This is a genomic window from Stenotrophomonas sp. YJH_SMC_133, assembly GCF_059370655.1.
Genome location: NZ_JCAFTW010000012.1, coordinates 157,481 through 170,233, shown reverse-complemented (window position 1 = coordinate 170,233; position 12,753 = coordinate 157,481). Strand labels below are relative to the sequence as shown.

Genomic DNA, 12,753 nt, shown 5'->3' with positions numbered 1-12,753 from the left:
GGGCTGGTCCCTGCCTAAGGCCAGCCAGGGCGCAAGACCAAAGGCTGCCGGCCAGCGGCCGGCACTACCGTGCCCGTCTCATGGAGGGGCCAAGTCCCTCCATCAACACAGTTGCTACATGGACGTATTTACGGCGTCCCCCGCAACTGGACCCACCCCGCCATCCCACAGGAAACCCGCTGTTGCTGTTGCTCTGGCCTCTGCGGGTGCAGGGCGCCGCCCTGCCGAACTAAACTACCCGCCGTTGTCCCTGCAGGATTGCCCATGTTCGATACCTCGCCCCAGCTCGATTGCGCCGGCCGCATCCTGCGCCTCGACCGTGCCCGGGTCATGGGCATCGTCAACGTCACCCCGGACTCCTTCTCCGATGGCGGCGCGCACGACACCACCGAGGCTGCGGTCGCCCATGGCCTGAAGCTGGTCGAGGAGGGCGCGGACCTGCTGGACATCGGCGGCGAATCGACCCGGCCGGGCGCTGCGCCGGTATCGGTGGAGGAGGAACTGCGCCGGGTGATTCCGGTGATCGAGCAGCTGGCCGCACGCACCCGGGTGCCGATCAGCATCGACACCTTCAAGCCGGAAGTGATGCGCGCGGCCGTGGCGGCTGGCGCTGGCATGATCAATGACATCTACGGACTGCGTCAGGAAGGGGCGCTGGACGCCGCCGCTGCAACCGGCGTGCCGGTGGTGCTGATGCACATGCAGGGCGAGCCAGGCCACATGCAGGCCGATCCACATTACGACGACGTGGTCGCCGAGGTGCACGGCTTCCTGGTCCAGCGCCTGTTCGCTGCCGAGATGGCGGGCTTTGCGAAGAAGAACCTGTTGATCGATCTCGGTTTCGGTTTCGGCAAAACCACCGCCCACAACATGACCCTGCTGGCACGCTCCGAGCGGTTCCTGGAGCTGGGCGTGCCGATGCTGGCTGGCCTGTCGCGCAAGCGCAGCCTGGGCGAACTGACCGGTCGCGACACGCCGTCCGAGCGCGTGGCCGCCTCGGTGGCCGCGCACCTGATCGCGGTGCAGCGTGGCGCACGCATCGTGCGCGTGCATGACGTGGCCGCCACCGTTGATGCATTGAAGATCTGGCAGGCAGTCGAGGCCGTGCCAACGCCGCGCGCCGACGCCACGCCGACGATCCGCTGGCCGGACGAAGACTGATGGGCATCGACCGGCGGCCACTGGCGATCGCCGTGATGGGGCCGACCGCCAGTGGCAAGACCGCCACCGCGATCGCCCTGGCGAAGCAGCTGGATGGCGAGATCGTCAGCGTCGATTCGGCGCTGGTCTACCGGCATCTGGATATCGGCTCGGCCAAGCCGGATGCGGCCGAGCGGGCGCAGGCGCCGCACCATCTGCTGGACCTGCGCGATCCGTGGCAGACCTATTCGGCGGCCGAGTTCGCCGCCGATGCCGGCCGCGTCGTGGCCGACATCGTGGCACGCGGCAAAACGCCGATCCTGGCAGGTGGCACGGGGCTGTACTTCCGGGCCCTGCTGCAGGGCCTGTCGCCGATGCCGGAGGCCGACCCGGTGATGCGCGAAGCACTCAGCACCGAGGCGGCCGAGCGGGGCTGGGCGGCACTGCACGCAGAACTGGCCAAGGTCGATCCAGCCGCAGCCGCACGTATCCATGCCACCGACCCGCAACGCATCCAGCGGGCGCTGGAGGTCTATCGCCTCACCGGCACGCCGATCAGTGAATGGCAGCGCCGGCCGGGCGTCGCGCCATTGCCGGTGCGCACCCTCAAGCTGATCCTCGCCCCGCGTGACCGCGCGGTACTGCACCAGCGCATCGAGGCGCGCTTCGACGCCATGCTGGCGCAGGGCTTCCTGGACGAGGTGCGGGCACTGCGTGCAATGCCGGAAATGGCCGCCGTGACGGCGCCGCTGGACCTGCCGGCGGTGCGCGCGGTTGGCTATCGCCAGGCCTGGGAATACCTGGACGGGGAGGGTGATGCCGCCCGTTTCCGTGACAAGGCAATCTTCGCCACCCGGCAGCTGGCCAAGCGCCAGCTGACCTGGCTGCGCGGCGAGCTTGATGCGCGCTGGTTCGACCCCCATGTCGATGGGGAGCGCCTGGCCGGCGCGGTGTCGACCTTCGTCGCACGCTGAACCCCCGCCAGCCGTGTAACATCATCGGTCGGCGGGCGGCTCGGGGGCCGTGGCAACCGTCGGCAACCCAATAAGAACAATAATCAGGAGTGTGCAATGTCCAAGGGGCAATCGCTGCAGGATCCTTTCTTGAACGCACTGCGGCGCGAACGCGTGCCGGTTTCGGTGTACCTGGTCAACGGCATCAAGCTGCAGGGCACGATCGAGTCGTTCGACCAGTTCGTGGTCCTGCTGCGCAACACGGTCAGTCAGATGGTCTACAAGCACGCCATTTCCACGGTCGTTCCGGCACGCAACGTGAAGGTCGGTCCGGGCGGTGGTTACGTGCAGTCGGGTGAAGGTGGTCAGGCAGGTGATGAAGCAGACGAGTAATACCGGAGCGGTGAATGTTTGACCGCTCGAAAAAGGGCGAACACGCCCTGTTGATCCAGCCCCATTTCGGCAAGCTGGAAGACGATGTGCTGGAAGAATTCGGTGATCTGGCCCGCTCGGCTGGGGCCAGCATCGCCGCGACGATCACTGCGCGCCTGGACCGACCGAATCCGTCGACCCTGATCGGCAGCGGCAAGCTGGACGAGATCAAGGCCGCGGCCGACGCCAGCGGTGCCGACCTGATCCTGGTCAACCATGCGTTGAGCCCGGGCCAGGAGCGCAACCTGGAACGGTTCCTGGAGCGCCGGGTGATCGACCGTACCGGCCTGATCCTGGATATCTTCGCCCAGCGTGCGCACAGCCACGAGGGCAAGCTGCAGGTCGAGCTGGCGCAGCTGCGTCACCTGGCCACGCGGTTGGTGCGCGGCTGGACCCACCTGGAGCGCCAGCGCGGTGGTTCGATCGGTCTGCGCGGCCCGGGTGAAACCCAGCTGGAAACCGACCGCCGCCTGCTGCAGAAGCGGGTCGAACAGCTGCAGAAACGCCTGGAAAAGGTGGAAGTGCAGCGCACCCAGATGCGCCGTGCACGCGTGCGCAGCGAACTGCCGCGCGTGGCCCTGGTGGGCTACACCAACGCCGGCAAGTCGACCCTGTTCAACGCCATGACCGGCGCCGAGGCCTATGCCGCCGACCAGCTGTTTGCAACGCTGGATCCGACCGTGCGCCGCATTGCGGTTCCGGGTGGCAACGTGGTCCTGGCCGACACCGTCGGCTTCGTCCGCGACCTGCCACATGACCTGGTTGCGGCGTTCCGCTCGACCCTGTCCGAGGCGCGCGAGGCGGATTTCCTGCTGCACGTGGTCGACGCCGCCGATCCGCACCGCGAGGAGCGCATCGCACAGGTCGACGAGGTACTGACCGCAGTCGGTGCCGGTGACCTGCCGCAGTTGCTGGTGTTCAACAAGATCGACCGCATCGACGGTGCCGACGTCCGCCACGACGGCCAGGATGGCATCCCGGACGAATCGCGCCGCGAGCGGGTGTGGATTTCCGCACGCGACGGGCAGGGCCTGGAGCTGCTGCAGGCGGTGCTGGGCAAGCGGCTGGGCCTGCAGCACGTCACCGGCGAACTGCGCCTGCCACCCGATGCCGGCCGCCTGCGCGCGCGCCTGCACCAGCTGGAAGTGATCCGCAGCGAGCAGGCCGATGAAGACGGCTGGCTGCTGCAGGTCGACCTGCCGATCGCCGAAGCCGAAAAGCTGGCTGCCAGTGCCGACGGCGCGCCGATCCGGGCGCTGCTGCCGGAGAAGCTGCCGGAGTGGTGAGGTAGCGGCCAATCCCCGGTAGTGCCGGCCGCTGGCCGGCAACCACCGTGCTGGAGGGGCGCGACATCCGCCTGTCATCTGCGGTACAACGTGCAGGTTCTTCACCCCACCGTCATGCCGATGTCCATCCCCACCGACGCCGACCTCAACGCCCAGTCCGCCGCGCTCGGGCAGCGCCTGCAGCAGGCTTCGCTGCAGCTGGTGAGCGCTGAAAGCTGCAGTGGTGGCTGGATCGCCAAGTGCATGACCGATATCGCCGGTTCCTCGGCGTTCTTCGACTGCGGCATGGTGGTCTACAGCTACGAAGCCAAGCAGCGCCTGCTGGGCGTGCGCGCGCAGACCCTGGAGCAGTTCGGCGCGGTCAGCCGCGAAACCGTGCTGGAAATGGTGTCCGGTGCGCTGGTCAATTCGGGTGCCGGCATCGCCGTCGCGGTGACGGGCATCGCCGGTCCCGGCGGCGGCAGCCCGGACAAGCCGGTCGGCAGCGTCTGGATTGGCTGGAAGCGCCGGGGCGGCTATGCCCGCGCCGAGCTGTTCCAGTTCGATGGCGACCGCGAAGCCATCCGCCGGCAAACCGTGGCGGCGGCATTGCGCGGTATCGACGCCCAGCTGTGACATGCTGCTCCGGTAATCGTCCGGAGCACGCATGATGTGGGAAACGCTGGGCACGGTCCGTGACCTGGGCCGACTGCAGGAAATTGCCGTCGTCCTGATCCGCTATGGCTTCGGCGACGTGGTGCGGCGCATCGGCCTGGCCAGCACATTGGAGCGGGCAGGGCGCCTTCTGCACTGGAACGAGGAGCGGCAGGAACTGCTGCGGATGACCGCACCGGTGCGCGTGCGCAGCGCGATGCAGGATCTCGGTCCCACTTTCGTCAAGCTCGGGCAGGTGCTGGCGACGCGCGTTGACCTGCTGCCGCCGGAATGGATCGCTGAGCTGTCCGAACTGCAGAACGCGGTACCTGCGCTGCCGTATGCGGACATCCGTGAGCAGCTCGAGGCCGACCTTGGCGCACCGCCTGCAGAGGTGTTCGCGTTCCTCGATGAAACCCCGATGGCTGCCGCCTCGCTGGCGCAGGCCCATCGCGCGCGCCTGCATGATGGTCGCGAGGTGGTGCTGAAGGTGCGGCGCCCCGGCATCCGCGATGTGGTCGAGGCCGACCTGCGTCTGCTGGCCCGCCTGGCCGAGATCGTTGAAGCGCGACTGCCGGACCTGCGTCGTTACCGCCCGGCCGAAGTCGTGCAGCAGTTCACCGTGTCGCTGCGCCGCGAGCTGGATTTCGCTGCCGAATGCCGCAATGCCGAGCGCATCGCGCGCAACTTCAGCGGCCGTGACGACATACTGATTCCGAAGGTGCACTGGCAGTGGACCTGCGAGAGCCTGAACGTGCAGGACTTCGTCGACGGCATTCCTGGCCGAGACCTGGCCGGCGTCGATGCGGCGGGCCTGGACCGGCGCGAGCTGGCACGGCGTGGCGCCGGCATCGTGCTGAAGATGGTGCTGGAGGACGGCAGCTTCCACGCCGACCCGCACCCCGGCAACATCATCTACCTGCGTGACGGCCGCATCGGCGTGATCGATTTCGGCATGGTCGGCGCCTTGTCGGAAGTGCGGCGTTTCCAGGTGGCTCAGTTGCTGCACGGGCTGGTCGAGCAGGACCCGCAGGGCGTGGCCGACGTACTGCTGGACTGGGCCGGCGGTGTTGAGGTGGACGAGAACCGGCTGCAGCACGACATCAGCCAGTTCGTAGATCAATACCGTGGTGTGCCGCTGAAGGACCTGCGCATCGGCCTGATGCTGGGTGACATCACCCAGCTGCTGCGCAGCTACAGCCTGACCCTGCCGGCTGACCTGGCGCTGATGATCAAGGCGTTCCTGACCCTGGAAGGCATGGGCCGGCAGCTGGACCCGGATTTCGACATGGCCAGTGCCGCGCGCCCGTTCCTGGAGCGGGTGGTGCTGCAGCGCTATGCGCCCAAGGCGCTGCTCAAGCGCGGCCGCCGCAGCCTGCTGGGCCTGGTCGACTTCGCCGGTGAGCTTCCCCGCGACCTGCGCAAGCTGGTGCAGGCGGCGCGCCGGGGACGCCTGCAGTTGAAGGTGGAAACCACGGCGCTGCAGGGCTTCGGCGAACAGGTGAACCGCGCAGCGAACCGGTTGGTGATGGGCATCGTCACTGCTGCGCTGATCATCGGTTCCTCGATCGTGATGCACAGCGTCGGCGGCGTCTCCAGCCGCTGGCTGCTGGCGCTGGGCGTCTGCGGCTTCATCGGCGCCGGCTTCTGCGGCGTGTGGATCCTGTTCTCGATATGGAGAAGCGGTAAACACACGTGAGTGTGTTTACCGCAGCGGTTCCCAACGGGAACCGCGGAATCGCTGCGCGATTCCTGTAGAGCCGACCGCTGGTCGGCTGCCTTTGCTCCTGGTGCTGGGCCATACCCGGCGACGCTTGCCGAGCATGCCTCGGCCCAACAGGCCCGCACCACTCCATGTCGTTTGCGGCACTTGCAGTCCCGGATATTAGTAGTAATACTACTAAACATGGACCTGACCGACACCCAGCAGGCGATCCTGCAGTTGATCGCCGAGCGTATCGAGAGCGAAGGCGCGCCGCCCTCGCAGACTGAAATCGCACGTGCGTTCGGCTTCAAGGGCGTGCGCGCGGCCCAGTACCACCTGGAAGCCCTGGAGCAGGCCGGTGCGATCCGTCGCATCCCGGGCCAGGCCCGCGGCATCCGCCTGGTGCAGGCGCCGCCGGTCGAGAAGCTGGCCGAGCCGGACCTGCCCGACAGTGTGCTGCGCCTGCCGGTGCTCGGCCGGGTTGCGGCGGGCCTCCCGATCGGCGCCGACATCGGCTCGGACGATTTCGTGGTGCTGGACCGGGTGTTCTTCTCGCCAGCGCCGGACTACCTGCTGAAGGTGCAGGGCGATTCGATGATCGACGAGGGCATCTTCGACGGTGACCTGATCGGCGTGCATCGTACCCGCGACGCCCATTCCGGGCAGATCGTGGTGGCCCGCATCGATGACGAGATCACGGTCAAGCTGCTGAAGATCGCCAAGGATCGTATCCGCCTGCTGCCGCGCAACCCCGACTACAAGCCGATCGAGGTGCTGCCGGATCAGGACTTCGCGATCGAGGGCCTCTATTGCGGCCTGCTGCGGCCCAACCGTTGACCCGTTCCATAGCGCATTACCCCGCGGTCTTTTGTGGCGATTCTCTGGTTCCACTGAGGTTGGTACGGATGTCCGATAATTCTTTTCAGAGCGCCGGGCAGAATCTCAGCCTGTGCGATACGTCCGACTTAAAGTGAACCCATGGCAAAGAAGACCCCCAAAGACAGCACCTCCAACGACACGACCTCTGCAAGGACCAATCCGATGGACGAGAACAAGAAGCGCGCCCTCGCTGCAGCTCTGGGCCAGATCGAAAAGCAGTTCGGCAAGGGCTCGGTGATGCGCATGGGCGACCGCGTGGTCGAACCCGTCGAAGCCATCCCGACCGGTTCGCTGATGCTCGACATCGCGCTGGGCATTGGTGGTCTGCCGAAGGGCCGTGTCGTTGAGATCTACGGGCCGGAATCCTCGGGCAAGACCACCTTGACCCTGCAGGCCATCGCCGAATGCCAGAAGATGGGCGGCACCGCGGCGTTCATCGACGCCGAGCACGCGCTGGACCCGATCTACGCCGCCAAGCTGGGCGTGAACGTGGACGACCTGCTGCTGTCGCAGCCGGATACCGGTGAGCAGGCGCTGGAAATCGCCGACATGCTGGTCCGTTCGGGTTCGGTCGACATCCTGGTGATCGACTCGGTTGCCGCGCTGACCCCGAAGGCCGAAATCGAAGGCGAGATGGGCGACCAGCTGCCAGGCCTTCAGGCCCGCCTGATGAGCCAGGCGCTGCGCAAGCTGACCGGCAACATCAAGCGCTCCAACACCCTGGTGATCTTCATCAACCAGCTGCGCATGAAGATCGGCGTGATGATGCCGGGCCAGAGCCCGGAAACCACCACGGGTGGCAACGCGCTGAAGTTCTACGCCTCGGTCCGCCTGGACATCCGCCGTATCGGCGCGATCAAGAAGGGTGACGAGATCATCGGTAACCAGACCAAGATCAAGGTCGTCAAGAACAAGCTGGCACCTCCGTTCAAGCAGGTCATCACCGAGATCCTGTATGGCGAAGGCATCAGCCGTGAAGGCGAGCTGATCGACATGGGTGTGGATGCCAAGCTGGTCGAGAAGGCTGGCGCCTGGTACAGCTACGGTGAAGAACGCATTGGCCAGGGCAAGGACAACGCCCGCGGCTACCTGCGCGACAACCCGACTGTCGCCGCCAAGCTCGAGGCCGAGCTGCGCGAGAAATTCCAGCCGGCCGAAGCGGCCCGCGAGGAAGGCGACGACGAAGGCGAAGACGAATAAGGCTTGCTGTGGGGCAGGGTGGCGCCGTCAGTGACGTCGCCCTGTCCCGCAGGTTCGAATCGCCCAGGGATGGGCTGGGCGCCACGGATGGCGCCACCCTTGGAGTACCCATGTCCGACGCCGAAGACATTCCGACCGGCCGCAAGCGCCGGCCGCGTGAGCAGACCCCCGTGCAACGGGCACTGGGCCTGCTGGTCCGCCGCGAGCACTCGCGCAAGGAACTCACCCGCAAGCTGACCGCCCGTGGCATCGAAGACGAAGCCGCGCAGGCCGCTGTCGCCAAGTTGACCGAGGCCGGCTGGCAGGACGACACCCGTTTTGCCGAGAACCTGGTGAGGATGCGCGCCAACACCGGTTATGGGCCGATCCATGTCCGCGCCGAGCTGGGGACCCACGGCCTGGACAGTGCCGCGATTGCCGCAGCGATGGACAGCTACGAAGGCGACTGGCAGGAAAACGCCCGTGATCTGGTCCGCCGACGCTTTGGCGAGGCCGGCCCGCAGGACCTGACACAGCGGCGCAAGGCCGCCGATCTGCTGGCCCGACGGGGCTTCGACGGCGACAGCATCCGCCGCGCAACCCGCTACGACCCGGATGACTGAGACTGGCGGCGCCGGGCCTGATACCCTTTAGGTTTTCGGCGGTCCCTCGCGCCCCTGGCCAACGCGGCCGGTGGTCCGGGTCCGCCGGCCCGCAGACTGCCAGCCCCCAATGAACGCATCCGCCAAATTCACGACTTCCCAGATCCGCAGCGACTTCCTTGAATTCTTCAAGGGCAAAGGCCACACCATCGTGCCGTCGGCGCCGCTGGTGCCGGGCAATGATCCGACCCTGCTGTTCACCAACTCCGGCATGGTGCAGTTCAAGGACGTGTTCCTTGGCGCGGAAAAGCGCAGCTACGTGCGCGCGGCCGACGTCCAGCGCTGCCTGCGCGCGGGCGGCAAGCACAACGACCTCGACCAGGTCGGCTACACCGCGCGCCACCACACTTTCTTCGAAATGCTGGGCAACTGGTCGTTCGGCGACTACTTCAAGAAGGACGCGATCGCCTGGGCCTGGGAACTGCTGACCCAGGTCTGGAAGCTGCCGGCCGAACGCCTGCTGGTCACCGTCTACCAGACCGATGACGAAGCCTACGCGCTGTGGCGCGACATGGTCGGCGTGCCGGAAGAGCGCATCGTGCGCATCGGCGACAACAAGGGCGCACCGTTCGCCTCGGACAACTTCTGGCAGATGGCCGACACCGGCCCGTGCGGCCCGTGCACCGAAATCTTCTATGACCACGGTGACCATATTGCCGGTGGCCCCCCGGGTTCCCCGGATGAAGACGGCGACCGCTTCATCGAAATCTGGAACCTGGTGTTCATGCAGTTCGACCGCCAGCCCGACGGCACCCTGGTACCACTGCCGGCGCCGTGCGTGGATACCGGCATGGGCCTGGAGCGCCTGGCGGCGATCCTGCAGCACGTGCACACCAACTATGAGATCGACCTGTTCCAGGCGCTGATCCGCAAGGCCTCCGAGCTGACCGGCACCGCCGACCTGGAAAACAAGTCGCTGCGCGTGATCGCCGACCACATCCGTGCCTGTTCGTTCCTGATCGTCGATGGCGTGCTGCCGTCCAACGAAGGCCGCGGTTACGTGCTGCGCCGTATCATCCGCCGCGCACTGCGCCACGGCTGGATGCTGGGCGTGCGCCAGCCGTTCTTCAGCAAGCTGGTGCCGACCCTGGTCGAGCAGATGGGCGAAGCCTATCCGGAACTGCCGGCTGCGGTGGACACCGTCACCCGTGCGCTGCAGGCCGAAGAAGAGCGTTTCGCCGAAACCCTCGATGCCGGCATGAAGATCTTCGAGGACGTCGCGGGCAAGGCCAGCAATGGCGTGATCCCGGGCGTTGACGCCTTCCGCCTGTACGACACCTATGGTTTCCCGCTCGACCTGACCCAGGACATCGCCCGCGAGCGCGACCTGACCGTCGACATTGCCGGCTTCGATGCCGCGATGGAGCAGCAGCGCGAGACCGCGCGCGCGGCCGGCAAGTTCGGTGGTGGCGTGACCCTGCCCGCCGAGCTGGTGGCGACCCTGAGCCCGACCCTGTTCCTGGGCTACGACCGCCTGCAGGCTGACGGCCTGACCGTGCTGGCCCTGCTCAAGGACGGCCGTCCGGTGCAGTCGGCCGATGCCGGTGACGCAGTCATCGTCATCACCAACCAGACCCCGTTCTACGCCGAGTCCGGCGGCCAGGTCGGTGACACCGGCGTACTGACCGGCAACGGCGTGCGCCTGGCGGTGGACGACACCCAGAAGTTCGCCGGCCAGTTCCATGGCCATGTCGGCACCCTGTCCGAAGGCGGCCTGAAGGTCGGCGACGTGCTCTCCGGCCAGGTCGATGGCGAGCGCCGTGGCGCCACCATCCTCAACCACTCGGCCACCCACCTGCTGCACGCCGCCCTGCGCGAAGTGCTGGGCACCCACGTGCAGCAGAAGGGCTCGCTGGTCGCTCCGGACCGCCTGCGTTTCGACTTCTCGCACTTCCAGCCAATCAGCGCGGAAGAGCTTGCCGTGATCGAGCGCAAGGTCAACCAGCAGGTGCGCGCCAACAACGCCGCCGAAGTACACAACATGGGCATGCAGGAAGCGCTGGACTTCGGCGCGATGGCCCTGTTCGGCGAGAAGTACGGCGAGCACGTGCGCGTGTTGAAGATGGGTGACTACTCCACCGAGCTGTGCGGTGGTACCCACGTCAACCGTACCGGTGACATCGGCCTGTTCAAGATCACCTCCGAGGGCGGCGTCTCCGCGGGCGTGCGCCGCATCGAGGCTGTTACCGGCCAGGGTGCGCTGGATTACGTGGACGCCGAAGAGGCCCGCCTGGCCGAGGCCGCTGAACTGCTCGGTGGCAGCGCTGCCGACGTGGTCGAGAAGATCCGTGCCCTCGGCCAGCGCCAGAAGCAGCTGGAGCGCGAACTGGAGGCCGTGAAGGCCAAGGTCGCCGCCGGTGCCACGGCCGATCTGTCCGGCCAGGCCGTCGAGGTTGCTGGCGTGAAGGTACTGGCTGCCCGCCTGGAGGGCTTCGACGCCAAGGCCCTGCGTGACGCCATGGACCGCCTCAAGCAGCAGCTGGGCGACGCGGTGATCGTGCTGGCCGGCGCCCAGGACGGCAAGGCCGCCCTGGTCGCGGGTGTGAACGGCAGTGCAATGGGCAAGGTCAAGGCCGGGGAACTGTTGTCCCATATCGCCAGTCAGATCGGGGGCAAGGGCGGCGGACGCCCGGACCTCGCCCAGGGTGGTGGCGAGGACGGGCCCGCCCTTGCCACTGCGCTGGCTGCAGTCGTCGAATGGGTCAGCCCCCGCCTGTGATGAACCTGGCCGTCCCCCTCCTTGTAGGAGCGGGACGGCTGACGGTACCATTGCGAATCTTTTCCCTTTGTCGTGGTAGCGCTTCTTGACGGAGCGTCAAGCCGGTGGGGGATACCCTTCCACACGGTTCCATGGAGACTTACAAAAATGTTGATCCTGACTCGCCGCGTCGGCGAAACCCTGATGATCGGAGACTCGGTGAGCGTCACCGTGCTTGGCGTCAAGGGTAACCAGGTGCGTATCGGCATCACCGCGCCGAAGGACGTTGCTGTGCATCGCGAAGAGATCTATCAGCGCATCCAGCGCGGTGACGAAGCCGGTGGCACCGGTAGCGAAAATTCTGCCGAATAACGCTTTACCTTCGCACTCGATTAACGTTATGATTCACGCCCCGCTGAGGTGCAACGCACCAGACGCGGAGAAAACCCCGGAGTGATGCCCGAGTGGCCGAAGGGGCTCCCCTGCTAAGGGAGTATAGGGTCAAAAGCTCTATCGAGGGTTCGAATCCCTCTCACTCCGCCAGATACAAAGAAGCGCCTGCAAATCCTCGATCTGCAGGCGTTTTTCTTTATCCGACACTCGCAGCGTGGAGCTGACTATCCTGGCTGATCGGTGCGGGAGGCAGGCGTTGGCATGGGCGCGGGGGTCATCGCCGGTGCCGGAGCGGGTGTACCCGGCAGCTGTGGCGGTTCAATGTGGCGAGGTGGAATTTCCCGCCACAGCAACGCAAGCGTGCAGTCGTTGGCACGTTCCCTGCACATTCTTTCGGCCTTCCGCTGCGCGGCGTCCGCCGTCTTCTCACCCAGTGCAAAGCCCAACGCGATCGTGCCGGTCGCTATGGCCGAATAGCCTTCGCTGGTGGTGCTGGCGAACTGACCGCAATTGCGCGATCGCGCTGCGCAGTAGTGCAGCGACTGCTGCATCGCAGTGGTGAGGGAAGACTGGTTCATCGAATAGCCGTAGCGGCCATCCTTGTCGTAGGTGATCGCAGACGCAGCACTTGCGGCTGATGAAACGGACAACAACAGCGCCAGTGAAACCGCATGCTTCCAGTTCATCACGCTCTCCTCTTTTGCCGATGGTGAATCAACCGGTGCGTGTGGCGCAACCACGCAGGGGGGGCGGGGGAGAACGCCTGCAGGCCATTTGCCCGCAGGCGCGTACC

12 protein-coding genes and 1 tRNA gene are annotated in these 12,753 nt (G+C 66.4%); 12 read left to right on the top strand and 1 reads right to left on the bottom strand.

Annotated elements, in window-relative coordinates; translation table 11 throughout:
• Positions 1-264: 264 nt before the first annotated feature.
• The 12 genes from folP (at position 265) to AC5P78_RS17605 (ending at position 12,110) form a co-directional block, all read left to right on the top strand.
• On the top strand, positions 265-1,161 hold the full coding sequence (gene folP, locus AC5P78_RS17660) for a dihydropteroate synthase (protein WP_012479732.1): 897 nt from the start codon (positions 265-267) through the stop codon (positions 1,159-1,161).
• On the top strand, positions 1,161-2,114 hold the full coding sequence (gene miaA, locus AC5P78_RS17655) for a tRNA (adenosine(37)-N6)-dimethylallyltransferase MiaA (protein WP_012479733.1): 954 nt from the start codon (positions 1,161-1,163) through the stop codon (positions 2,112-2,114). Before folP ends, miaA begins: the two co-directional genes overlap by 1 nt.
• Before the next feature lie 96 nt (positions 2,115-2,210).
• Positions 2,211-2,486 (top strand): RNA chaperone Hfq, encoded by a 276-nt coding sequence (gene hfq, locus AC5P78_RS17650; RefSeq protein ID WP_004152891.1) that lies wholly within the window; start codon positions 2,211-2,213, stop codon positions 2,484-2,486.
• Between the two features lie 14 nt (positions 2,487-2,500).
• A complete protein-coding gene (hflX, locus tag AC5P78_RS17645; RefSeq protein WP_005412934.1) occupies positions 2,501-3,811 on the top strand; it encodes a ribosome rescue GTPase HflX in 1,311 nt (436 codons plus the stop codon).
• A 120-nt stretch (positions 3,812-3,931) separates the two neighbouring features.
• The gene (locus AC5P78_RS17640; RefSeq protein ID WP_044571262.1) at positions 3,932-4,426 is read left to right on the top strand and encodes a CinA family protein; all 495 of its coding nucleotides are present in this window, start codon (positions 3,932-3,934) and stop codon (positions 4,424-4,426) included.
• Between the two features lie 34 nt (positions 4,427-4,460).
• Positions 4,461-6,143: a 2-polyprenylphenol 6-hydroxylase gene (ubiB, locus tag AC5P78_RS17635; RefSeq protein ID WP_012479735.1), complete on the top strand. Its 1,683-nt coding sequence runs from the start codon at positions 4,461-4,463 to the stop codon at positions 6,141-6,143.
• A 207-nt stretch (positions 6,144-6,350) separates the two neighbouring features.
• The gene (gene lexA, locus AC5P78_RS17630) at positions 6,351-6,986 is read left to right on the top strand and encodes a transcriptional repressor LexA (RefSeq protein ID WP_060380453.1); all 636 of its coding nucleotides are present in this window, start codon (positions 6,351-6,353) and stop codon (positions 6,984-6,986) included.
• 204 nt (positions 6,987-7,190) lie between these two features.
• Positions 7,191-8,228, top strand: coding sequence for a recombinase RecA (recA, locus tag AC5P78_RS17625; RefSeq protein ID WP_005412937.1), 1,038 nt, complete (start codon positions 7,191-7,193; stop codon positions 8,226-8,228).
• A 110-nt stretch (positions 8,229-8,338) separates the two neighbouring features.
• Positions 8,339-8,830 carry a recombination regulator RecX gene (gene recX / locus AC5P78_RS17620; RefSeq protein WP_005409024.1) on the top strand — a complete coding sequence of 164 codons (492 nt, stop codon included), beginning with the start codon at positions 8,339-8,341 and terminating at the stop codon, positions 8,828-8,830.
• A gap of 109 nt (positions 8,831-8,939) precedes the next feature.
• Positions 8,940-11,588, top strand: a complete 2,649-nt coding sequence (alaS, locus tag AC5P78_RS17615; RefSeq protein ID WP_033834136.1) for an alanine--tRNA ligase — start codon at positions 8,940-8,942, stop codon at positions 11,586-11,588.
• 147 nt (positions 11,589-11,735) lie between these two features.
• Complete coding sequence (csrA, locus tag AC5P78_RS17610; protein WP_004152909.1) at positions 11,736-11,939, top strand: carbon storage regulator CsrA; 204 nt, start codon at positions 11,736-11,738, stop codon at positions 11,937-11,939.
• 78 nt (positions 11,940-12,017) lie between these two features.
• A tRNA-Ser gene (locus tag AC5P78_RS17605) sits at positions 12,018-12,110 on the top strand.
• A gap of 74 nt (positions 12,111-12,184) precedes the next feature.
• Here AC5P78_RS17605 and AC5P78_RS17600 read toward each other — a convergent pair.
• Entirely contained in the window at positions 12,185-12,646 is a 462-nt protein-coding gene (locus tag AC5P78_RS17600; protein ID WP_060381140.1) for a DUF4189 domain-containing protein, read from the bottom strand.
• Positions 12,647-12,753: the final 107 nt, after the last annotated feature.

What these genes read in the sequence shown, in the direction of transcription:
- hfq (WP_004152891.1), top strand. Translation starts at nt 2,211, where the DNA reads ATGTCCAAGGGGCAATCGCTGCAGGATCCTTTCTTGAACGCACTGCGG.
- folP (WP_012479732.1), top strand. Translation starts at nt 265, where the DNA reads ATGTTCGATACCTCGCCCCAGCTCGATTGCGCCGGCCGCATCCTGCGC.
- AC5P78_RS17600 (WP_060381140.1), bottom strand. Translation starts at nt 12,646, where the DNA reads ATGAACTGGAAGCATGCGGTTTCACTGGCGCTGTTGTTGTCCGTTTCA.
- alaS (WP_033834136.1), top strand. Translation starts at nt 8,940, where the DNA reads ATGAACGCATCCGCCAAATTCACGACTTCCCAGATCCGCAGCGACTTC.
- hflX (WP_005412934.1), top strand. Translation starts at nt 2,501, where the DNA reads ATGTTTGACCGCTCGAAAAAGGGCGAACACGCCCTGTTGATCCAGCCC.
- recX (WP_005409024.1), top strand. Translation starts at nt 8,339, where the DNA reads ATGTCCGACGCCGAAGACATTCCGACCGGCCGCAAGCGCCGGCCGCGT.
- lexA (WP_060380453.1), top strand. Translation starts at nt 6,351, where the DNA reads ATGGACCTGACCGACACCCAGCAGGCGATCCTGCAGTTGATCGCCGAG.
- recA (WP_005412937.1), top strand. Translation starts at nt 7,191, where the DNA reads ATGGACGAGAACAAGAAGCGCGCCCTCGCTGCAGCTCTGGGCCAGATC.
- csrA (WP_004152909.1), top strand. Translation starts at nt 11,736, where the DNA reads ATGTTGATCCTGACTCGCCGCGTCGGCGAAACCCTGATGATCGGAGAC.
- AC5P78_RS17640 (WP_044571262.1), top strand. Translation starts at nt 3,932, where the DNA reads ATGTCCATCCCCACCGACGCCGACCTCAACGCCCAGTCCGCCGCGCTC.
- miaA (WP_012479733.1), top strand. Translation starts at nt 1,161, where the DNA reads ATGGGCATCGACCGGCGGCCACTGGCGATCGCCGTGATGGGGCCGACC.
- ubiB (WP_012479735.1), top strand. Translation starts at nt 4,461, where the DNA reads ATGTGGGAAACGCTGGGCACGGTCCGTGACCTGGGCCGACTGCAGGAA.